The organism is Novosphingobium sp. (assembly GCF_030696665.1).
Classification (GTDB): Bacteria; Pseudomonadota; Alphaproteobacteria; order Sphingomonadales; family Sphingomonadaceae; genus Novosphingobium.
Map to the genome: position 1 here is coordinate 1 of NZ_JAUYRV010000034.1, position 21,991 is coordinate 21,991.

Annotated in this window: 21 protein-coding genes and 1 pseudogene; 12 read left to right on the forward strand and 10 right to left on the reverse strand. The window is 59.6% G+C overall.

All coding sequences use genetic code 11. The annotated features are described in order from the left end of the window. The 4 genes and pseudogenes from Q8R81_RS09165 to Q8R81_RS09180 all read left to right on the forward strand — a co-directional run. A pseudogene (locus Q8R81_RS09165) lies at positions 1-1,040 on the forward strand (pilus assembly protein TadG); the annotation flags it as partial. Then, a complete protein-coding gene (locus tag Q8R81_RS09170; RefSeq protein ID WP_305617128.1) occupies positions 1,040-1,657 on the forward strand; it encodes a TadE/TadG family type IV pilus assembly protein in 618 nt (205 codons plus the stop codon). The pseudogene Q8R81_RS09165 and the gene Q8R81_RS09170, both read left to right, overlap by 1 nt. Before the next feature lie 2 nt (positions 1,658-1,659). Continuing rightward, on the forward strand, positions 1,660-2,322 hold the full coding sequence (locus Q8R81_RS09175; protein WP_305617129.1) for a TadE/TadG family type IV pilus assembly protein: 663 nt from the start codon (positions 1,660-1,662) through the stop codon (positions 2,320-2,322). A 103-nt stretch (positions 2,323-2,425) separates the two neighbouring features. Next, on the forward strand, positions 2,426-2,848 hold the full coding sequence (locus tag Q8R81_RS09180) for a CHRD domain-containing protein (protein WP_305617130.1): 423 nt from the start codon (positions 2,426-2,428) through the stop codon (positions 2,846-2,848). A 447-nt stretch (positions 2,849-3,295) separates the two neighbouring features. Here Q8R81_RS09180 and Q8R81_RS09185 read toward each other — a convergent pair whose 3' ends face one another. Both Q8R81_RS09185 and Q8R81_RS09190 read right to left on the reverse strand, forming a co-directional pair. Next, a complete protein-coding gene (locus tag Q8R81_RS09185) occupies positions 3,296-3,442 on the reverse strand; it encodes a hypothetical protein (protein WP_305617131.1) in 147 nt (48 codons plus the stop codon). A 273-nt stretch (positions 3,443-3,715) separates the two neighbouring features. Continuing rightward, complete coding sequence (locus tag Q8R81_RS09190) at positions 3,716-4,930, reverse strand: argininosuccinate synthase (protein WP_305617132.1); 1,215 nt, start codon at positions 4,928-4,930, stop codon at positions 3,716-3,718. A 190-nt stretch (positions 4,931-5,120) separates the two neighbouring features. Between Q8R81_RS09190 and Q8R81_RS09195 the strand changes: the two genes are divergently transcribed. After that, positions 5,121-6,263, forward strand: coding sequence for a peptidoglycan-binding protein (locus tag Q8R81_RS09195; protein WP_305617133.1), 1,143 nt, complete (start codon positions 5,121-5,123; stop codon positions 6,261-6,263). Between the two features lie 8 nt (positions 6,264-6,271). Here Q8R81_RS09195 and Q8R81_RS09200 read toward each other — a convergent pair whose 3' ends face one another. The 6 genes from Q8R81_RS09200 to Q8R81_RS09225 all read right to left on the reverse strand — a co-directional run bounded on the left by Q8R81_RS09200 (position 6,272) and on the right by Q8R81_RS09225 (position 11,389). Next, positions 6,272-7,267, reverse strand: coding sequence for an MBL fold metallo-hydrolase (locus Q8R81_RS09200; protein ID WP_305617134.1), 996 nt, complete (start codon positions 7,265-7,267; stop codon positions 6,272-6,274). Positions 7,268-7,357: 90 nt separating this feature from the next. Continuing rightward, entirely contained in the window at positions 7,358-7,750 is a 393-nt protein-coding gene (locus Q8R81_RS09205; protein ID WP_305617135.1) for a type II toxin-antitoxin system death-on-curing family toxin, read from the reverse strand. 2 nt (positions 7,751-7,752) lie between these two features. Beyond that, a complete protein-coding gene (locus tag Q8R81_RS09210) occupies positions 7,753-7,980 on the reverse strand; it encodes an AbrB/MazE/SpoVT family DNA-binding domain-containing protein (protein ID WP_305617136.1) in 228 nt (75 codons plus the stop codon). A gap of 53 nt (positions 7,981-8,033) precedes the next feature. Next, positions 8,034-9,377, reverse strand: a complete 1,344-nt coding sequence (locus Q8R81_RS09215; protein WP_305617137.1) for an aldehyde dehydrogenase family protein — start codon at positions 9,375-9,377, stop codon at positions 8,034-8,036. Between the two features lie 137 nt (positions 9,378-9,514). Further along, on the reverse strand, positions 9,515-10,789 hold the full coding sequence (locus Q8R81_RS09220; protein ID WP_305617138.1) for a cyclopropane-fatty-acyl-phospholipid synthase family protein: 1,275 nt from the start codon (positions 10,787-10,789) through the stop codon (positions 9,515-9,517). 222 nt (positions 10,790-11,011) lie between these two features. Next, positions 11,012-11,389, reverse strand: a complete 378-nt coding sequence (locus Q8R81_RS09225; RefSeq protein ID WP_305617139.1) for a glycine zipper 2TM domain-containing protein — start codon at positions 11,387-11,389, stop codon at positions 11,012-11,014. 235 nt (positions 11,390-11,624) lie between these two features. On the opposite strand from Q8R81_RS09225, the gene Q8R81_RS09230 reads away from it, so the two are divergent. Continuing rightward, positions 11,625-12,620, forward strand: a complete 996-nt coding sequence (locus Q8R81_RS09230; protein WP_305617140.1) for a hypothetical protein — start codon at positions 11,625-11,627, stop codon at positions 12,618-12,620. A 10-nt stretch (positions 12,621-12,630) separates the two neighbouring features. Here Q8R81_RS09230 and Q8R81_RS09235 read toward each other — a convergent pair whose 3' ends face one another. Further along, positions 12,631-14,091, reverse strand: a complete 1,461-nt coding sequence (locus Q8R81_RS09235) for a porin (protein ID WP_305617141.1) — start codon at positions 14,089-14,091, stop codon at positions 12,631-12,633. 277 nt (positions 14,092-14,368) lie between these two features. Between Q8R81_RS09235 and lepA the strand changes: the two genes are divergently transcribed. Further along, positions 14,369-16,186 carry a translation elongation factor 4 gene (gene lepA, locus Q8R81_RS09240; protein WP_305617142.1) on the forward strand — a complete coding sequence of 606 codons (1,818 nt, stop codon included), beginning with the start codon at positions 14,369-14,371 and terminating at the stop codon, positions 16,184-16,186. Between the two features lie 59 nt (positions 16,187-16,245). Here lepA and Q8R81_RS09245 read toward each other — a convergent pair whose 3' ends face one another. Beyond that, on the reverse strand, positions 16,246-18,051 hold the full coding sequence (locus Q8R81_RS09245; protein WP_305617143.1) for a DEAD/DEAH box helicase: 1,806 nt from the start codon (positions 18,049-18,051) through the stop codon (positions 16,246-16,248). Between the two features lie 251 nt (positions 18,052-18,302). Here Q8R81_RS09245 and Q8R81_RS09250 point away from each other — a divergent pair, with 251 nt between their 5' ends. The 5 genes from Q8R81_RS09250 (at position 18,303) to Q8R81_RS09270 (ending at position 21,922) form a co-directional block, all read left to right on the forward strand. After that, entirely contained in the window at positions 18,303-19,226 is a 924-nt protein-coding gene (locus Q8R81_RS09250) for a CmcJ/NvfI family oxidoreductase (protein WP_305617144.1), read from the forward strand. Between the two features lie 58 nt (positions 19,227-19,284). Beyond that, entirely contained in the window at positions 19,285-19,773 is a 489-nt protein-coding gene (locus Q8R81_RS09255; RefSeq protein WP_305617145.1) for a flavin reductase family protein, read from the forward strand. 237 nt (positions 19,774-20,010) lie between these two features. Then, complete coding sequence (locus tag Q8R81_RS09260; RefSeq protein ID WP_305617146.1) at positions 20,011-20,706, forward strand: Crp/Fnr family transcriptional regulator; 696 nt, start codon at positions 20,011-20,013, stop codon at positions 20,704-20,706. A gap of 125 nt (positions 20,707-20,831) precedes the next feature. Beyond that, complete coding sequence (locus Q8R81_RS09265; protein WP_305617147.1) at positions 20,832-21,038, forward strand: hypothetical protein; 207 nt, start codon at positions 20,832-20,834, stop codon at positions 21,036-21,038. Continuing rightward, complete coding sequence (locus Q8R81_RS09270) at positions 21,035-21,922, forward strand: bestrophin family protein (RefSeq protein ID WP_305617148.1); 888 nt, start codon at positions 21,035-21,037, stop codon at positions 21,920-21,922. Before Q8R81_RS09265 ends, Q8R81_RS09270 begins: the two co-directional genes overlap by 4 nt. The last annotated feature ends 69 nt before the right edge of the window (positions 21,923-21,991 follow it).

Genomic DNA, 21,991 nt, shown 5'->3' on the forward strand with positions numbered 1-21,991 from the left:
GCCAGCAGGTGGTGACCGAACGGACCAACCAGCCGCAATCCCGCACACGCTATACTTGCCAGCGTGTGTCCAATCGCTGGCGTGTGTTTTCCTATCCGGTGACACGCACGTACTACACTTATGATTACGCGACGTCTGATCCGATCTATGAAACCCGCACGCGCCAGGAATTCAGCCGCTGGGCCTATAAGCGGGTGACGTATGATACGAGCGTCTACAAGACGTTTGCAGCTGCCACGGTCAACAATGGCACCAACGGAACCGCTGTCAGCTACACGTGGGCTGGCTGCATCGAAGAGCGCGAGTCGGAAGCCGACAGCACGTTCAGCTACAACAGCTCAACAGGCAAGATCACGCCGAAGGACGCGCGGGATCTGGATATCGATACCCCGCCCGAGGAGAATGACGAAGCCTCCAAGTGGGCACCGATGTGGCCCGAACTCGCGTATTACCGCCTGAATAGTCAGAACAATCTGACGAGTTCGGCAGAAACCACGCGCGGCGGAAAGGCCAATTCCTACTGTCCGCAGCAGGCCAAGTTATTGGACACGATGAGTCAGTCGGAATTCAATAGCTATACGGATTCGCTCAGTGCTACTGGATCGACTTATCATGACATTGGCATGATCTGGGGGCTCCGCCTCAATTCCCCAAGTGGTCCTTGGCAAGACAGGGTGAATATTCAACCGGGCAACGGTGGCAAGGTTGATCGCCACATCATCTTCATGACCGATGGCGAAATGGCCCCAAGCTATTCCATTCAGTCGACGTATGGTCTGGAGTGGCATGATCGGCGGGTGACCACCGATGGTTATTCCAATCAAGCTTCCCGCCATACGACACGCTTTCGCCTCATGTGCGACGTAGCCAAAGATAAAGGCTTCCGCGTATGGGTTATCGCATTTGCATCCGAAAAGACGGATGACCTGGAATACTGCGCATCAAACAACAGTTCGTTCATTGCAACGAACGCCTCGCAGCTCAACACTGCATTCCAGGAAATCGCCAAGAACGTCGGCGAGTTGCGGATTTATCAGTGATGCGCAGATCTCTGCCATTGGCCCAATGCGTTAGTGCAACTGCGCGAAGGCTGCGCACCGACAAGCGTGGCGTGACGACGATTGAGTTCGCACTGGTTGCGCCGGTCTTTCTTATGGTCATCGTCGGCTGCCTTGATCTTGGCCAGATGGTGTATGCCAAAGGCGTGCTTGATGGCGCTGTGGAGAAAGCGGCGCGCGATTCATCGCTGGAAACCGGCGACACCAGCCTTGCCGATGGCATGGTCAAGAACACGATCACAAAAGTGCTGCCCAACGCGACCGTTTCGTCGACGCGCAAGAGCTATTTCGATTTCACGAACGCCAACAAGGGCGAAGATCTCGACGATGAAAATGGCGATGGCGAGTGCTCGGAGGATGAAAGCTTCACCGATCTGAATGGTAACGACCGTTGGGACGAAGATCTTGGCGAGGATGGCAACGGCGGGGCAAACGACGTTATCGTCTATACGGTGACCGTTGCCTACGATCCCGTCTTTGCTGTGCCGCTTGTGCCCATCGACTGGTCACGCCGGGAGATCGAATCGACCGCGGTGAAGCGCAATCAGCCTTTTGCCCTGCAAGACGGCAGCTACACGTCGCAGCCAGGGAAGTGCTGAACATGTGTGCCAAACCTGCAATTTCCGCGCTGGTCAAACGGCTGCTGAATGACACTTCTGGCGTTTCGGTGGTTGAATTCGCCATCATCACGCCGTTTATCCTGTCGTTCGCGCTTTACGGTATCGAACTGGCCTACTTCAACACCGTCGACATGAAGATGAGCGAGATTGCGCTGTCGCTGGCTGACAATGCCTCGCGCATTGGCCAGACGGACAACAGCGTGGTCACGCCCACAGTGAGCGAGACCGACATCAACGAGGTCATGCGCGGGGCGCAGGAACAGGCGGCCGGACTGGAATTCCAGACGCGCGGAAGAGTCATCCTGTCCAGCCTCGAACGCGACGGTGCCAGCGGCCGGCAGTACATTCACTGGCAGCGTTGCTACGGCAATCTCGATCGTGAATCCGCCTATGGCAATGACAGCAACCGGAGCGGGCTGACCGGCGAGGTGCTTGCCGGCATGGGTGACGGCCCGACGCAGGTTACTGCGGCGACGGGCAGCGCGGTCATGTTCGTCGAAGTCTATTACGAGTATGAGGGCCTGTTCGGCGATGTGTTCGTCGATGGCGGGGTGTTGCGCAAGGAGGGCACGTTCCTCATCCGTGACCAGCGCAATCTGACGCCCGGCGTAACCGGAAACGGCGGAACATATCCCTGCACCTGATCTGCTTGCGCGCAATCAATTCACCGATGGCCGTTGCTGCTGTAAGGTGATTGCACGAGGCCGGGTTCTTTCCCGAGTCCTTGCAGAACTGGGAGACAGGTCGATGACGAAGGCGATGCTCGCGCTCGGACCGGTAGTGATGCTACTGGTGCCACAGGCAGTTGGCGCCAAGCCCGCAGTGATTGCGGCGACGCTTTCGGGCGCTGCCGAGACCGGCGGCGGCGATGCCGACGGCACTGGCGGGTTCAAGGCTGAGGTCGATGACGAATCCGGCGACTTCTGCTTCACGCTGTGGGCTGAGAAGACTGAAAAACCCACGATGGCGCATGTTCATGAAGGTGCAGCCGGAAGCGACGGAAAGCCTGTTGCGACGCTGGAGGTGACCGGCAAGGACAGCGACAGTTGCATCGCGATGGAGCCTGAACTGCTCAAGAAGATCATCGCTACGCCGAAGGATTACTACGTCAATGTCCACACCGCCGATTTCCCGAAAGGTGCGGTGCGTGGGCAGATTGAGGTGAAGTGACGCGTGAAGCCAGATGGCGCGAGGAAGCATCATCTGGCGTCAGGTGGATCGATTTTAGGGACGGCAAATGGGGGCCAGCTTCGCAGTTGGCCCCCATTCTACGTCCGCATCGACTTTCTTGCTGCGCGTCTGGTCCGGCTATCCGTCTGCCGCAAGGCCGTTTCCGACCTGTTGTCATCCGCTTCACCTTCGCCTGCCGAGCGCTTTTGCTCAAGTTGCGTCTGTCCGGATGCCGTCCGGGGCGCGAAGCCCCTGGGCTGCTGCCGATCCATGCTTTCACACAGGTTCGCGCCGCTATCCTTCCATTCGCCCAATGGCATTGGTCTGTGCCGGGCACCGACCTCACTCTGCATTATCGCGACTGCTTCTGGCTGCTTTTGCAAGCGGCCTGAAAAAGCCGGTCGTGGGCGTTACCTTCGCTACGCGGTATTGCTCCGGAACATGCTTTCACATGCTTGGACGCACTGCTGCGAGGAAGGGTGGAACGTCGTTCGTCGCTTGCTCGAAGAAGCTCTGCGCCGGTTGCAGGCCAATGCCCTTGCCGCACATCGCGTGCTTCGAAAAAGTGCCGCCTGACACTCCGTTTCCGATCATGAAAGCAGCAGTTTTGCACAACCGCAGATCAGCCCTGCGGCACCTGCTGGTTGGTTACACTGCAAACTATCCATGTCCGCACCAGTATGCATATTTTATCGTAAATTCAAAAGCTTATGCTCTGAACTTCGAGATTATCTGCGGTCCCGGTCACTAAAAGCTGCGCCTCTTGATTGAGTCGCGCAAGCAAAAAGTGCGGGAGTTATCCACAACCCCCGCACCTTCTGGTGGATAGTTTTGTGCAGCGCCGAAGCGGGCTGCGTGATGAAAGGTTCAGCGCCCCTGCTGAGCCAGCAACCGCAGGCGCAGTGCATTCAGCTTGATAAAGCCCGCCGCGTCCTTCTGGTCATAGGCACCAGCATCGTCCTCGAACGTGACGTGACGTTCTGAATAGAGGCTGTCGGGTGACTTGCGGCCGACGACTGTCGCGCTGCCCTTGTAAAGCTTCAGGCGCACGGTGCCGTTCACGCGGGCCTGCGAATGGTCGATAGCTGCCTGCAGCATCTCACGCTCGGGCGCGAACCAGAAGCCGTTGTAGATCAGCTCTGCGTACTTCGGCATCAGCTCATCCTTCAGGTGAGCCGCGCCGCGATCAAGCGTGATGCTTTCGATTCCACGATGCGCGCGGGCATAGATTTCGCCACCCGGCGTTTCGTACATGCCGCGGCTCTTCATGCCGACGAAGCGGTTTTCGACAAGGTCCAGCCGGCCTATGCCATGCTTGCGGCCCAGTTCGTTGAGCGCGGTCAGCAACGTGGCTGGCGACATGGTCTGCCCATTGAGTGCGACGCCATCGCCCTTTTCAAAGTCGACGGTGATGTATTCGGGCACGTCAGGCGCGTCCTCGGGATTGACGGTGCGCGAATAGACGTAGTCCGGGGTTTCTTCCCACGGGTCTTCCAGCACTTTGCCCTCGGACGAGGTGTGGAGAAGGTTGGCGTCGGTCGAAAACGGGCTTTCGCCGCGCTTGTCCTTGGGCACCGGGATCTGGTGCTTTTCAGCCCAGGCGATCAGTGCCGTGCGGCTGGTCAGATCCCATTCGCGCCACGGAGCGATGACCTTGATGCCGGGTTCCAGCGCATAGGCGGAGAGTTCGAAGCGGACCTGATCATTGCCCTTGCCCGTTGCGCCGTGGGCGACTGCATCGGCCCCGGTTTCACGCGCAATTTCGATCAGGCGCTTGGAAATGAGCGGGCGGGCGATCGACGTGCCCAGCAGGTAATCGCCTTCATAACGGGCATTGGCGCGCATCATCGGGAAGACGAAATCACGCACGAATTCCTCACGCAGATCGTCGATATAGATGTGCTCGTCCGGCACGCCCATGAGCTTGGCCTTGGCGCGTGCAGGCTCCAGTTCCTCGCCCTGTCCGAGGTCTGCGGTGAAGGTAACAACCTCGCAGTTGTAGGTGACTTGCAGCCACTTGAGGATGACGGAGGTGTCGAGACCGCCGGAATAGGCGAGAACGACCTTCTTGATATCGGACATGGCGGAGCAACTCTCCTTGGAACACGCGCCGCGCGCCTATCAGGCGGGGTGCTACATCGCAACCTTTGCCGATCAATTCGCGTAACATGTGGTTGGCGTCACAGTGGGGCCGCGATGATGCGGGCTAAGAGATGCGTGTCGGTCCGGGGATGTCCCTGAGACTAGGAGGCCCTTTTCGGGGAAACAGCAAATGCCGATCAATTCAACGATCAGGATTATGGGCAGCGTGGGCGCGGGCGGACGCAACACTGCATCGGACGTGAAAATCATTCAGCAGCGCCTCAATGATTTGATGCGGTCGCCGAGGATCAAGCTTTCGGTCGATGGGGTGGTCGGACCGAAGACCAAAGGGATGATCGCTGATTTTCAAAAGGTTGTGGTCGGTTTGCGCTCGCCCGATTCGCGCGTTGACACCAATGGGCGCACGCTGACCGCGCTCAATACGGCGCAGTCCGAAAATGTCTGGGCCGGGCAGTCGGGCGGTGCGTCGCCGCCAGCACCGGGTATTCCGCCCGGTATGCCAGGGGCAGGCAACGGGACAGGAAAGGTTGCCGGGCTTTCTCCCATTGAACAGCAGCGGCTGGACACGTTGCGCGCGCAGTTGAAGACGCGGACGGACAGCGCTCCTGCAATCGACTTTCTGGCCTATATCGCCAGCAACGAAATCCAGACGCTTAAAATGATCCTCAACGCGCAAGGGGCCGCGCAGTACGCTGTCGAGGCGTTGATGGGCATTAAGAACGCCTTGAAGGTTGGGTTCAGTTCGCGTGATATTGTCACTATCCTGACCAGCCGGGCCATCCGGCTTGATGCTGCGCTGGAAATGATGCGTTCATGGGGCAGCGCAACCAAGGTTGTGAGTGTGCTGAAATCGCTCGGCTCCATCGCGCTGGTGGTGCAGGTTCTGGCGACCGGCGCGGTGGTGATCGATCACTTCCGCGCAGGCCGCTTTGGTCCCGGCTTTTCCGAGATTTATGCAACGGCAATCGGCGCGGCAGTTCCGTGGGGCGGGTTCCTGAACGCCATGCAGGAGATGCTCTATGCCGCAAATCCTGCTGCAGCCAGCGATCCGCGCTTTGGCACGGCTTTCCGCTATCTGCTGGCTATTGATCCTATCGGCGCGGGCAAGACGGCTGTGGACACCGTGGCAACGTTTACCGAACTGGCGATGAAATCGCTGTTCGGTGGCAAGATACGTGGCAATGAAGTGGATGAACTGATTGAGCGAATGCGGGCCAGCCCGATGAAGTTCTGGGTGGAGATCGGGGAAAGTTCTGGCAACTGGATGGGCGATCGTTTCGGCGACTGGTGGTATCGCAACGTTCTATCGTAATTGCAGGGTCAAGGCGCTACATCTGGCGCATGCCCGAAATTGGGTAACGGCTTTTCCTTGTACCACCCAGCGACTTTTTGCAGATTTTCGCGGTGTGCCTCGCGATAGGCCCACCACAGGCTGGCAGTGCCGTCAGCCAGCGCTTCTGGGATAAAACGTTCGATTGGTTGGGTGCCGAAATCGGCATCGTGCGCGTGTTCTGCCATGCGGCGGATGTAGGTGCGCGTCATGTCGATCAGAGCGGGGCTGTAGCCGCCGCGCGCGATCACCGTCGGATCGCCGTGATTGGGCAGGATATGGGTGGCACCCCATTGCTTCATGGCGGCCAGATTGCGGTACTGTTCGGGCAGGCTTTGCGGCGCGGCAATGAAGGTCAGCGTGTCCTCAAGAGTGTCGCCTGCGAGCAAGATGCGGTCCTGTGGCAGGTAGGCAACAAGGCCATCATCGGAATGAACATTCACGGGGCGCAGTTCGACAGAATAGCGCCCGACGCTGACCGTGATGGGCGTAGAAATAGCGATGTCAGGCAGGTTGACCGGAGCGATCGCAGGTAAACCCTGTAGAGTGCCGTTCTCGATGGAGGCTTGGTGCTTGGCCAGTTGCTCGCGGGTTTTTTCAGTCGCGATGACTGTGCTGTCGGCATAGACTGCGTTGCCGCCCACGTGATCGAGATGCCAGTGGCTGTTGGCGACCGTGAAGTGGCGGATGCCCGCCTGCTCCAGCCAGTTCCTCACGAAGCGCGCCTGTTCGACGCTGGGGTAGGTATCGTAGACCAGCGCCTCATCGCCATCGTGGACGGCAAAGGTGGCCACGCCAACGTAGTTTGCGCCGTGATCTGCCCAAGTGGCTTTTGAAAGGTCAACGCTGCCCTCGGCTGGCCTGCCATCATAGAATGCGACAACGTGGTCGTTGATGCGCATGACGCGGATGTCAGGCTCGGCGGCAGAGGCCGGGTAAGCGGCGGCGAGCGCCAGAGTTGCGAGGAACAGATGTCTGAATGTCACGCGCGTCTCCGCTCTGGTGTGAGGGGAGGCTAGGCGGCACCCATCGAGGCGGGAATAAGCCGAACGACGCAACGCGCAGCAAAGTGGCGGTCAGCCCGCAGCTTTTATGTGGAAGCGGAACCAGTCAGCCAGTTCGTCTTCGGTCAATTCCCCGGCGGCGAGGGCGAGTATGGCGACCACCAATTCGGCATCGCTCGCATCAAGAAAATAGCCGTTCAGCACCAGAAATGTTTCCGCGATAACCGCTGCGGTCCGCTTGTTCCCATCTACGAAAGGATGGTTGCGGGCGATGCCCCACGCATAAGCAGCGGTCAGTGCGGCAACATCCGGTTCCCCATACTGCGCCAGATTCAGCGCGCGTGCCATCGCGCTTTCGAGCAGGCCTTGATCGCGGACGCCATCTGGACCACCATGTTCGGCCAACTGCTCAGCGTGCGCTGCGCGCGCGACTTCGGGCATCACCCAGACCCAACTGTCCGCCATGATTACTTGGCCAGTTCGCGCAACGCTTGCTTGCGGCGTCCCATCACTTCGCGTGCGGCTGCCATCTGCGCGTCAAAGTCAGGCTCTTCGGCACGCAGTTCAATGCCGCCCGGGGTGGTGACCACCGAAAGCATCTCACCCACCGAGGCATTGAGGTGGGCAAGCAGTTCCTTGGGCAGGACGATCCCGGCGGAGTTGCCGATCTTGGTGATCTTTACGGTCGCGTTCATACATCCGTTATAACGCAATTTTCCGCTTGGTGCAACTCCGCTCGCCGGAGCGATTACATATGCCGGTAAACCGCGCGTTCGTGGCTGAAACACTTGAAGCCGAACACGCCGTGATAGCTGCCCATGCCGCTGGTGTTGACACCGCCAAACGGCAGGTTGTTTTCAAGATAGTGCGAGAAAACACCGTTTACCGTCACGCCGCCCGAGGATGTGCGTGCCAGCACTTTCTCCACGTTGGCTTCGTCCTTGCTGTAGACATAGAGCGCCAGCGGTTTGTCATGGGCTTCGATGTAGCCGATGGCCTGATCCAGCGTTTCGTAGGTCATCACTGGGATCACCGGCGCAAAGATCTCGTCCTGCAGTATGGTCATTTGCGGGGTGACATCGGTGAGCATGGTTGGGTGGACGGTCAGGTCGTCAGCCTCAAACATGCCGCCTGCGGCCACGGTCGCGCCCTTTTCCACCGCGTCGTCAAACATGGCCTTCACGCGGTTGAAGTTTGCGGCGTTGACGATCTGCGCGATGCTGTCCTTCTTGAGCGCGCCTGCTTCGTCATAAAGGTTCTTCTGCACGTTCGCGCGGAAGCCTTCGACCAGCGCGGCTTTCATGCCCTCCTTCACGAAGACATAGTCCGGGCTGATGCAGGCCTGCCCGCCATTGAACTGCTTGGCGGCTGCAAGTTGCGCAGCGACGAGATTGATGTCGGCGCTATCGTCAACGATGACCGGTGATTTGCCGCCCAATTCCAGCGTAACAGTGGTGAGGTGCTTGGCGGCAGCAGCCATCACGATCTTGCCGACGCGCGGGCTGCCGGTAAAGAAGACGTGATTGAACGGCAGATCGAGCAGTGCAGTGGCGACCGAGACATCGCCTTCGAAAAGGGCAACGTCCTTTTCGTCGAAGGCTTCCTTGATGATGACCGCAGCAATCTTTGCCGTGGCGGGGCAAAGGTCCGTCAGCTTGACGATGCAGGTGTTGCCAGCCGCGACGGCGGCAGCCACGGGGCCGAGTGCGAGGCCGAGCGGGAAGTTCCACGGGCCGAGGATCAGGCACACGCCGCGCGCTTCATAAAGGATCTGCGCACGGTCAGCCGGGTTCATGGATGTGGCTACCTCAACCGGTGCCATCCATGCATCGAGATTGTCGATATTGCGCTGCACGTTGCCGGTGACGTTCATCACTTCGGTGACGCGGATTTCGCCGACAGGCTTACGCGTGTCTTCCAGCACGGCGGCGACAATAGCGTCGGCGTGGGCTTCGACCGCAGCCTTGAGCTTTGCGAGCTTTGCCTTGCGTTCAGCTGCAGAAGAGGCCTTCGCCTCCCACTGGTGCGCCTGTTGCAGCGCAAAGACGCGGGCGATTTCGGCGGAAAGATCGGCAGCGGTGGGGGCGGTCATTGGTCGGGCATCCTGCGTAAAGGCTTGTTCGTTAGGGTGACTAACAAGTGCTGAGCGGGATGGCAACGGCTGGACCGAAGCGTCGTCCGGCTTTTCGCACGGCGGAACGGCATGATGGCGCGTCTATTCCACGAAAGTTATTCCACCGCGCTGCGATCCAGATGCCAGTCCGGCGCTTTATCCAGTGCGGCCAGCCTTGCCCATTCCTGCTGCATATAGTCGCGCGTCAGCGGTAGGGTGCTACGGCGCTTCACACTCTGGATGTGAAAATTGACCATGCTGCCGTGGCGGAAACTCTGTTCGGCCCCCGCGAGGTAAAACTGCCACATGCGGAACAGGCGCTCGTCATAAAGCGCTATGATCTCGTTACGGTGCAGGGTGGCGCGGCGATACCACTCCGCAAGGGTGTAGGCGTAGTGGTAGCGTAAAACCTCGATGTCGCCGACTTCCCAGCCTGTGCGTTCGAGCGCGGAGACAAGTTCACTCATCGCCGGGATGTAGCCACCGGGGAAGATGTATTTGCGCGTCCATTTGTCGGTCGTGCCGGGTGCGCCTTTGCGCCCGATGGTGTGGGTGAGCATAATGCCATCGGGATCGAGAAGGTCGTTGGTCTTGGCAAAATACGCGCCGAAATTGGGCGCACCCACGTGTTCGATCATGCCGACGCTGGTGATGCGGTCGAACTGGCCCGTCACATCGCGGTAGTCGATCAACTGGAATTTGACTTTGTCAGCCACACCGGCGGCTTCAGCCCGCTCGTTGGCGAATTTGACCTGATCGGGAGCGAGCGAGACGCCCAGGACTTCGCAGCCATAGTGCCGGTGGAGGTAAAGGCCGAGGCCGCCCCAGCCGCAGCCAATGTCCAGCACGCGCATTCCCGCAGATTGGCCGGGACTCAAGCGAAGTTTGGAAGCAATCAGTGCCTTTTTGTCGATTTGCGCTTGCTCCAGCGAATTGGCCGGATCGCGGAAGTAGGCCATTGTGTACTGGCGGTCCTCGTCGAGGAACAATTCGTAGAACTGACGCGACAGGTCATAGTGATGGACCACATTCTTCGCGGCGCGTGCGCGTTCATTGATCTGGTCGATCCGCGATAGCAGCTTGCCTGCCAGTTTGCGCCAGCGCCCCTTGCGGTCAATCCCGCCCGCGCCGCTGGCATTACCCATCACGAAAAGGACGAAATCGCGGATGTCGTGCGGCGGTTCGACGACCATGCGCCCATCCATGTATGCTTCACCAGCACCGACTCGAGGGTCGCGCGCGATGTGCATGGCGGCTCCCTTGTCCGTGAAACGGATTGTCAGCGGATCGGCGGCAGATTCGCCATACGTGTAAGAATGGCCGTCATGGTCGATGATGTTAAGCCGACCCTTGCGGATAAGCCGTGTGAGCATTTTGTCGAGCAACCACATAACCCGAATTTATGCGAAAGGCATTCTGTCGCAAGGATTAACTGTCCGGCATCTTACGGTAACGGCAATGTCGCACCGTCCCGCGTCCGATGGCGTAGCGGGCGTACGCGGTGATTTACCCAGACTCGCGGGGAACCGGGAGATGCGCGTGTCGGAATAGGAAAGGGCGGGGCCTTGCGACCCCGCCCTTCCTTTGCGACCCCTTGAAGGGCTGGTTATGGCTTAACGGCAGCGACCGCCGCTACGCTCGATTTCGCGACCGAGCAGTGCGCCACCTGCTGCGCCAAGCAATGTGCCAAGCGTGCGGTCACCCTGCGTATCGATCGTGCGTCCGAGAAGCGCGCCGCCTGCACCGCCGATGATCAGGCCGGTCGTGCCGTTGTTGCGCTTGCAATAGTAGCGCCCGTCGTTGCCGCGCCATACCTTGTCGTTGCGCGAGATGCGGCGCGGTTGGACGTAACGCCCGCGATTGTCATAAAGGCGGTCGTTCTTGACCTTGTGGTAGCCGTGAGCCGGTGCGTGGCGCGGCGGATCGGCCATTGCCGGGGCGGCGGGAAGTGCGATTGCTGCCAGTGCAGCGGCGAGAATGGTCTTCTTCATGGGTTGCTCCCTTGGAAATCTGCAATCCGGCATGCGGACTTGCTTGGACAACGCCGACCATCCCGCCGCGATCCCCAACGCCAGATGAACGATCCGTTGGATAGCACAATTCGGGGTGAGACGTGGCGCAGCCGCGACCAAGTGACTGCATAAAAAAGGAACAATCCATTTTCCTACACAAACCAATATGGTTACATGCTCCGGTCGGTTGTTCCAAAATCTGATGGAGAAATCGATGTCCAATCCCGAAGTTACTTTCCCAGCGCGCTACACCCCCGTCAGCGCCCTTGCTTACGCCGGTCTCGATGGGGCTGCCGAGGTCGTTACAGTCGACAAGCCATTGCCCGTCACCGCCGGCGCTTCGGCCTTTGCGCTTCCGGGCGGGGCTATCCAGACTGTCAGCAATGCATCGCCCATGCCGGTTGCTTGTGGGCCATTGCCCGAAAGTACGGCACACATCGGCAATGTGTTCCTGGATGATGTGGCCGACGGCGTTGTCCTTTCCGGCAGCGTCACTTCGGCAACGACCGTCGTTTCCAGATCGCTTGCGGGGTATTCTGGTGGTGCATTTCAGGTAACCAGCAGTGGTTCTGGTTGTACGGTCACCTATGAACATTCCGTCGATGGCGTGACCTGGCTGACGATGCCAGTCCTCATCAGCAACATCGCGACGGGAACCCCGGCGGTCACGACAAACGCGAATGGCATCTATTCGTTCGTGTCAGGAGCGGCTCATGTCCGGGCGCGCGTTTCCACCTATGGATCGGGCACCGTTGCGATCTCACTCGTGCTTAAACGCCGCCCATTGAACATCTTCGGAACGTCATTGGCCGGGAGCAATTCGCCGATTGGGAGTGTCACCGTTACCGGCACGGCAACTGTAACAGGGAATGTGAACACGGGCACGGGTTACACTGACAGCGTCGCAAATCTTGCGGCAGGAGCGACCTTTACCGGGACTGCCAGGGCAAATTCCAATGCCCAGTTCTGCTACTTTGTCGCGAACGCCTTTTCCGATGCTGCTGGCACATTGTTCATCGAACAGTCGCTCGATACCGGTGCAACGTATCAAGTGGTCAACTCAGCACCAGTGGCAGCGGGAAGCGCCGCCCAGCTTTCTGTGCGCTTGACCGGTGCCTTTGCCGCCGCCACCCTCTACCGGGTGCGCTATGTCAACGGAGCGGGGGCGCAGACGCTGTTCCGCTTGTCCAGCGCCTATTCCGCCCGTTGATGCCCGGCGCTCAATAATTCCACTGCACTTGCGCGCGGACCACGTCGCCCTTGGCGCGGCTGGTCCGCCGCTCGTCAGCTTCTAGCCTGTTGATATTGGCATAGCTCAGCACGATTTCGAGTTCCTTCATCGGCTGCCATTCCACACCGGCTTCGTATTCTTCCCCATCAAGGCGTGGAGCATTGGCCACAGCCTTCCAGCCGCCGCGATACTTCTGCCAGCGCGCGAATGGGATGATCTGGCCGATCCCGGTATGCGGCATGCGATACATTGTCATCACATAGCCGCCGGTCGAATCGCCCGACTTGATGGAACTGCTCGGCGCATCCCAGACCGGTCCCTTGCCCCACTTCCATTCGGCCTGAATGCCGAACGGGCGAGGATAGATCATCGCGTGGATACCAACATGATTGTCGGTGAAATCGGTGGTCGAAACACCGCCACTGCGCAGCTCCGGGCGGAACTTGTTGAGCATGCCCGATGCGCCGAATTCCGCAACCTGACCCTCGAAGATGCCTCCAAGACCGTCAAGCCGCACTGGCATCGTGGCGAGGGCGACAGTCATCAGCCCGCCATTGCGTTCGGTCCGGTTGACTGTCTGCCCGTTGTACACGCCAAAGCCCAGCGCGCCGTAGTTGCCGAACAGCTTTTGCCCATCCTTGGCTAGATCGTTCCAGATCGCCTGAATTGCAGGCGGCGTGTAGTAGGCGACGGCGCCAAGATCGCGCTCGCCCGGCACCGGCTGATTGATCGCATCGGTGCGATCGAGCGGAACGCGGTTCTGCGAGCTTTGAAGATTTTCCCAACCGAACGGCACTTTGGATTGACCAAAACGCAGGCGAATGGTTTTCGCCTCGTCCAGAAATACGTCGGCGTAGGCATCGCGCATCTGAAAATAGTGCAGGCGGGATTCTCCGCTCGACTGGCTGGCGACAGAAGATGCCAGATCGCCCTGCATGTAGAGCGATACGCGGTCGGAAATGTCGCCCTGCACGACCAGGCGTGCGCGGCGGATCGAGAAGCTGCCGTTTTCGTTGATGCCGCTGTCCTGCACTGAACGGACGCGCGAGATGCCGGCCGGTGCCGACTTGGCTCCGCCCACGATCTCATTCATGCGCAACTGCGTGTAGCCACGAATTTGCAGCTTTTCGTACCAGCCCTTCTTTTTTTCGGGGGCAGAGGCGGCCATCGCCAACTGGGCGGGCTGTGCTGCAGAAACGGCAACCGCTGGAGCGAGCGGGGCAGCGGCAGGCGCGGCAGATGCATCGCGCGCCGGGACTGCTGCCATCTGCGCTGCGCCTTGCTGCATTTCCTGCATCGCGCGCACCATTGCCTTCAACTCATCAACTTGGCGCTGCAGATCGGCGATCTTCGATTCCTGATCTTGCGGCGCGGATTGGGCCTGCGCAACGCCTGCCGCACAAACGAACACGGTAGCTGCGAGTGCTGCCTTGAAAGCCTTGCCGTTCATTTTTCGAGAATCTCCAAGCTGTCCCGATCTGTTCCGAGGATGCCGCTAGGCCCGCAAAATGACGGATATGTGACAGTTGATTGACGCAATTGCCGCTGCTGGCATGCTTGATTGTCAGTCAAGCATCTGAATGCAAATGAGAAATGTTTCGTTACAATCTCGCGATACTCGTCAAAAAAATGTCTTCAAACTGAAAAATTGCGGCGCGCGGACCTTAGTCCAACCTGCACTAGCGGCTGACGTGACTCGCGGGCTATCACCTGCTAACGGCGCGGCCATGACTGACCTTTCGCTGATCCGCAATTTTTCGATTATCGCCCATATCGACCACGGCAAATCTACGCTGGCGGATCGCTTGATCCAGTTTACCGGCGGCCTTTCCGCGCGTGAAATGTCCGAGCAGGTGCTCGACAACATGGACATCGAGAAAGAACGCGGCATCACTATCAAGGCGCAGACCGTGCGTCTGGAATATACCGGCAAGGATGGGCGCACCTATCAGCTCAACCTGATGGACACGCCCGGCCACGTCGACTTTGCCTATGAAGTGAGCCGCAGCCTTGCCGCGTGTGAAGGTGCGCTGCTGGTGGTTGACGCCGCGCAAGGCGTGGAAGCGCAGACGCTTGCCAACGTGTACCAATCAATCGAGCATGACCACGAGATCGTGCCGGTGATCAACAAGATCGATCTGCCCGCTGCCGAACCGGAAAAGGTCAAGGCAGAGATCGAAGACATCATTGGGATCGACGCCAGCAATGCCGTGATGACCAGCGCCAAGTCCGGCATCGGCATCGAAGAAGTGCTCGACGCTATTGTAGAACGCATTCCGCCGCCGGGCGGGGACCGCGACGCACCGTTGACAGCAATGCTGGTCGATTCGTGGTACGATCAATACCTTGGCGTTGTGATCCTTGTGCGCGTGATCAACGGCGTTATCCGCAAGGGGCTGCAGGTCAAGTTCATGGCCGGCGGGACGGAGCATCTGATCGACCGCGTCGGCTGCATGCGCCCCAAGATCGACACGCTCGACGAACTAGGCCCCGGCGAAATCGGCTTCATTACCGCGCAGATCAAGGAAGTGGCGCAGGCCCGCGTCGGTGATACGATCACCACCGTCAAGAACGGCGCGACCAAGGCGCTGCCGGGCTTCAAGGAAGTGCAGCCGGTGGTGTTCTGCGGCATCTTCCCTGTCGACGCCGCCGAATTCGAAAAGCTGCGCGAGAGCATCAGCCGCTTGCGTCTTAACGATGCCAGCTTCAGCTTTGAGATGGAATCGAGCGCGGCACTGGGCTTCGGCTTCCGTTGCGGGTTCCTTGGACTGCTGCACCTTGAGATCATCCAAGAGCGCCTGAGCCGCGAATACGATCTCGACCTGATCACCACAGCGCCGTCGGTGGTCTATCGCATCCAGCTCAACAAGAGCCGGACCGACGACGCGCGCGAGATCATGCTGCACAACCCGGCGGACTATCCCGATCCAAGCCGCATCGCACAGATCGACGAGCCTTGGATCAAGGGCACGATCTACACGCCTGACGAATACCTAGGGTCGATCCTCAAGCTGTGTCAGGATCGGCGCGGCGTGCAGACCGGGCTGACCTATGTCGGCGGGCGCGCGCAGGTGACCTATGAACTGCCGCTCAACGAAGTGGTGTTCGATTTCTACGACCGCCTGAAGTCGATCAGCCGTGGGTATGCCAGCTTCGATTACGAACAGATCGGTCTGCGTGAGGGTGATCTCGTTAAGATGAGCATTCTCGTCAACAACGAACCTGTCGATGCACTATCGATGATCGTTCACCGCAGCGCTGCCGAAGCACGCGGACGGCATATGTGTGAGCGCCTGAAGGATCTTATCCCGCGCCACTTGTTCAAGATCCCGATTCAGGCCGCAATCGGTGGCAAGGTCGTGGCCCGCGAAACGATTGCAGCCATGCGCAAGGACGTGACAGCCAAATGTTATGGCGGCGACATCAGCCGCAAGAAGAAGCTGCTCGACAAGCAGAAGAAGGGTAAGGCCCGGATGCGCGAATACGGCAACGTGTCGATCCCGCAGGAAGCCTTCATCGCCGCGCTGCGGATGGGCGAGGAATAAGGTTCACCCAAGGTCTGAAAGGAAAACCCGCCGGATTGCTGTCCGGCGGGTTTTTCGTGTCAGCGTGCGCCTTGCGGTCCCTTGCGGTGCGGCTTCCCTTGAGGGCGGGCGCCGGCGGGGTGAGCGCGATTGGGTGGGCGACGCTCTTCACCGCCCGGTCCTGAGCTGCGTGGGCCATCTTGGCGAGGTCCATTGTGGCGAGGTCCATCATGACGCGGACCATCGTTGGTGGTGCGGCGATTGTCGCGCGCCACTTCGCGCGGACCATCTGGAGCCGCTTCGATGTGAATGCCGTTCTCGTCTTCACCCTTGGGATCGGCGGTGCGGCGGACGGCATCGGCAAAGCGTTCTGCAATGGCGCGGGGCACCTGGAACCAGGTATCGTTCGGCGTAATGCGGATTGCGCCGATTTCCTGACGCGAAACGTGGCCGCGACGGCACAGCGTTGGCAGGATCCAGCGCGGATCGGCGTTCTGGCGACGGCCCACATCCATGCGGAACCACACCACATCGTCAAACCCGGGGCGGTGCGCGGCCTGCTTGCGGCCGTCATCGCTGCCCGAAAGCAGTTCTTCGGGCTGGGGCAGGGCGGCACGGTGCGCGCGCACAAGTGCTGCAGCCAGATCTTCGGCACTGCGCTGTTCGAGCAGGGTGCGTGCGATCTCCAGATCTGATTCGTCAGCTTCGACGGGCGCCAGAATGGTTTCGAGCAGGCGTTCGCGGTCTTGCGCACGGATGGCTTCGGGCGTCGGCACATCGCCCCATTCAGCGTTGATGCGCGCACCGCGCAGCATCATTTCCACGCGGCGACGGCGCGGGAAGGGCACGATCAGAACGGCGGTGCCCTTCTTGCCGGCGCGCCCGGTACGGCCCGAGCGGTGCTGCAGCGTTTCGGCATCGCGGGGGATTTCAACGTGGACCACAAGGCTTAGCGAGGGCAAATCGATACCGCGCGCGGCAACGTCAGTCGCCACGCAAACCCGTGCGCGACGGTCGCGCAGGGCCTGCAGCGCGTTGTTGCGTTCCGACTGGCTGTGCTCACCCGAAAGCGCAACGGCGGTGAAGCCGCGTTCAATCAACGTGGCGTGGAGGCGGCGCACGTTGTCACGCGTGGCACAGAACAGCATCGCGGTTTCGGCTTCGTGGAAGCGCAGCAGGTTGACCACCGCAGCTTCGATTTCGGCAGGCGCGACTGCGATGGCGCGATAGGCAATGTCGCCATGCCCGCGATTTTCGCCAACGGTCGAAATGCGCAAGGCATCGCGCTGGTAGCGCTTTGCCAGCGCTTCGATCGGCTTGGGCATCGTGGCCGAAAACAGCAGCGTGCGCCGGTTCTCCGGCGTGGCGTCGAGCAGCTCTTCAAGGTCTTCGCGGAAGCCCATGTCGAGCATTTCGTCGGCTTCATCCAGCACGACGCAGGCAAGTGCCGACAGATCAAGTGCGCCACGCTCATGATGGTCACGCAGGCGGCCCGGCGTCCCGACCACGATATGCGCGCCCTGCTGCAACATGCGGCGTTCACGCGATGGGTCCATGCCGCCGACGCATGTGGCAATGCGTGCTTGCGTGGAGGCATAAAGCCACTGCAGTTCACGGCTGACCTGCAGCGCCAGTTCACGCGTGGGGGCGATCACGAGCGCCAGCGGTGCCGTCGCGAAAGGCAGGGCGCTTTCATCGGTGATCAATTCGTTTGCGATGGCAAGGCCAAACGCCACAGTCTTGCCCGAACCGGTCTGCGCCGAAACCACAAGGTCGCGGCCTTTGGCTTCGGGTTCAGATACAGCGGTTTGGACCGGGGTCAGCGCAGTATAGCCATGCGCTTCGAGAGCCTGCGCGAGCGGGCTGGGGAGGTGTGAAAAAGTCATCGTCAAAATCGCCATTCCTGCCGCGTGGGCGGCATTTCGCAAAGTGTTGGGCCTATCGGCGGAATGCCGGGTCATTATCCCGGTCGAATCGCCTTAGCCCGTTCCCACACAGTGCACGGCGATACCTGTGCGGCGGCCCCTACACGCATTTCTGCGGTTTGGCATGCATTTCTTTTGAGCAGGCCACTTGATTAGGTCGCCTAACATATGTGATGATCGGTCCAGCCGGAAAACACGGCGTGGAGAGGCCAATGACCGAACTTGCCCAGCCCGAATCGATCCCGGACTTGATCGAAGAAACCGCCCGCCGAGCGCCCGCGTTGATCCGCTATCTTGGCCCGGACGAATACGTCACGCGCCGCTATGTTTCGCAGGGCGCTGAGATGAACACCGGGGAATATGTCGATTACCGGTGCGAGGTGCGCGACGGCATGCCCATGCGTGATCACTTCTCGCTTGATACACACGGGTTTATGATAAGCCACCACCGGTCGGCCATTACCGATTTTCACGATAGGCCTGCGGTCGATACGGCCTATTTGCAGGAGGTCGAGGAACTGGTGATGAACCTTTGCGGTGCCACGCGGGTCGCTGCACAAGGGTGGATGATCCGCACATCTGCAGATCTTTCAGAACGCGCAAAACAAAAGGTCGAAGGCTACCAGCACACCGGAGGTATCCAGCCTCCCGCAGGCGAAGCGCACGTCGATTACAACGAGATCACCGGTCGCCGGGCTGCAGAACGCATCTACAAGGACCGTTTCTCCGATGGCCCCGGTTACAGCCGCTACATCTGCTTCTCGCTGTGGCGCACTTTTTCGCCTGGCCCGCAGGACTGGCCACTGGCAGTGTGCGATGGGCGCACGGTAAGTGACGAGGAGACGGCATCCAATACGCTGTTCGTGGTGGACGAGTTCCCGGTCGGCGATGCGCTGACCGCGCCGGTCGACGGCGAAGACCAGATGATTGCCGCGACCATTTTCCGTCAGCGTGACCGGCATCGCTGGTGGTATTTTTCTAACATGGCTGCAGACGACGTGCTGTTGTTCAAATTTCAGGACAGCGATCATGCGGTGGCTTGGCGTTGCCCGCACACTGCGTTCCACGATACCAGCCTGCCCGATACAAAGATCCGCGAGAGCATAGAAGTGCGCTGTATCGCGTACTTCGAATAGCCTTTCAGCCCCTCTGGGACGGTTGACGCGCGCGTGATTTGCCGACAGTCACGCGGGCATGATCGATCCACGCCATTTCCGCAACGTCCTGGGCAACTGGCCGACTGGCGTCTGTGTCATTACCTCGGTTGATCCGGACGGGACGCGTCACGGCCTCGTGGTAGGCTCGTTCGCGTCAATCTCGCTTGATCCTCCGCTCGTCGGCTTCTTTCCGGACAAGCGCTCTAGCACTTGGCCAAAGATTGCTGCTGGCGGTCGTTTTTGTGTCAATGTCCTGGGCGCGCACCAACTCGATCTATGCAAACGCTTTGCTGCCCGGGCGGAAGACAAGTTTGCCGAACTCGCGCATGGCCACTCGCCATCAGGCCAGCCGCTGCTTGAAGATGCCATCGCATGGATAGATTGCACGGTTGAGCGGGTGGAGGACATTGGCGATCATCTGCTCGTAGTGGGCGCAGTGGAAGCGCTTGAGCGCCAAGAGGATGGCACGCCGCTGTTGTTCTTTCGCGGCCAGTATCATGATGTTACGAATTTGCCGGATGCGTGAAAAACGCTGATGCTGCAAAATAGTGATGCCTTTTTGACATCCGTCAACGTCGTGCTGCACTGCAGCGCCTAGGAATGTTTTCGGCGAAGCGATTTGGTGCTTTTATCAGCGCCACGGTTGCTTCGGCGATTTCTCCCCAACTTGGGCGGCTCGATTTTCGCGTCGCCCAATTTTTTGCCCGCGAAGCTGGTGGTTTCGGCAATTGCCCGCCAAGTGCTGGGGTGATAGTGGATTAGCATGACCTCATGCGAAACTTGTGTCGTCCGTAACCGGGCAATTTGTGCTGGCCTTGATGATCGCGAAATTGCCACGCTCAACGCGATCGGGCGTCGGCGTGTGGTTACGGCCGGGGAATCACTGATCTGGGAAGATGATGATTCTCTGCTCGTCGCCAATGTAATCGACGGCGTGTTGAAGCTTACCACCAGCACCGAGGACGGCCGCGAGCAAATCGTGGGCGTTGCCTATCCGTCCGATTTCATCGGTCGGCCCTTCGGTCAGACCAGCAGCGCCAGCGTCGTCGCGCTTACCGATGCGCGTGTCTGCGTATTCTCGCGCAATGATTTTGACCGATTCGCCCGCGAACATCCGGAACTTGAACATAAGCTGCTCGAACGCACGCTGGCAGAGCTTGACCGAACGCGGTCATGGATGATGCTGCTCGGGCGCAAGAACGCGTCGGAGAAGATCGCCACGTTCCTGCTGGAGATGTCCGACCGTCTGGCCGAATCTGGCTGCACGCCAGCATTCGGCCCGGCCAAGCGCTTCTCGCTGCCATTCTCGCGCCAGCAGGTGGCCGATGTGCTCGGCCTCACGATCGAGACGGTGAGCCGCCAGTTCACCAAGCTGAAGAACGAAGGTGTGGTAGAACTGCCATCGCGCCGCGAAGTGGAAATCCTTGATCGTGGTGCGCTGAAGGCACTGGCGGGCTAAAGCTTATAGAAAAATTCCTGCTGTTTCCGAGCCTTGCGGGAAGACACATTTTCTAACGGAAACACCCTTAGCCTTATGCATTGCCGCTTCCGTGTTCGCATGTGCGAAAATGGAGGGCAAAATCAATGCAACCCGATCCTTGGAACTCTGATACCGAACGGTTCAGCAGGCTTCGCGCCAGCTTTTGGATTCTGGTCTTCGGCATCGCAGTGATGGGCTATCTTATGGCTATTGGTCACCCGGACTGGTTCGTTTTGCGTCCAGTATCGTCCGCGTCTGCCGCCATGTCCCAAGCTGCTGAACAGCCCGCTGCCAACGAGGGCAATTCATGATCACAAGGCCGGTGCCTTCGTTCAAGACGATCGTCCGCGAGGTGTGGAAGCCGCTGACGCTCCTGTTCGTCTGGGATGTCATCGTAACCGTGGTCTATTATGTGTTGCCGTTCCGATCACCGCAATTGCCGCTGACCTTGTTCGGATCGGTGGTGGCGCTGTTCCTCGGCTTTCGCAGCAATTCGGCCTACCAGCGTTGGTGGGAAGGGCGCGGGCTGTGGGGGTTGATGATCAATGCAAGCCGCAATCTGGCAAGAGCTGCGCGAAACTTTCTGCCAGATCCTGATGCTGCCAACCTCAAGCGGGCAATCGTGTTTCGCCAGATCGCCTATGTGAATGCGCTGCGCTGCCAATTGCGCCGCCAACCGCTGGATGAGGCTACGCTTGAATACGTTGCCAAGGCCGATGCCCAGGTCGCAATAGAGCGCGCAAATCCTGCCAATGGCCTGCTTGACGGTACGGGGCGAAAGATTGACGAAGCACGTCGGGCTGGCATGATCGACACGATCCAGCAAAGTGCGATGGAACGCGTGCTGGTCGATATGGCCAATGCGCAGGGCGGAATGGAGCGGTTGAAGAACACGCCGCTGCCCAACCACTTCCGCTTCTTTCCGATGCTGTTTGTTCACGTATTCTGCGTTCTCCTGCCGTTCGGCTTGGTCGAGACGCTGGGGTTTGCAACGCCGCTAGGCTCCACGCTTGCCGGCTTGATGTTTCTGGCGGTGTTGGCCATCGGCGATGATCTGGTCGATCCTTTTGCCAATAGCGTTCACGATCTGCCCTTGAGCGCGATGTGCCGCACCATCGAAATTGACCTGCTGCAGGCCGTAGGCCTTGAAGCGCCAGAACCGATCATCGCGGACCGCAAGGGCATCCTGTGGTAAACAAAAAGATGCGGGCAGAAGAGCGGCGAGGTGATCCCAGAACCTCGACGTCTCCTGCCCGCAATCCCC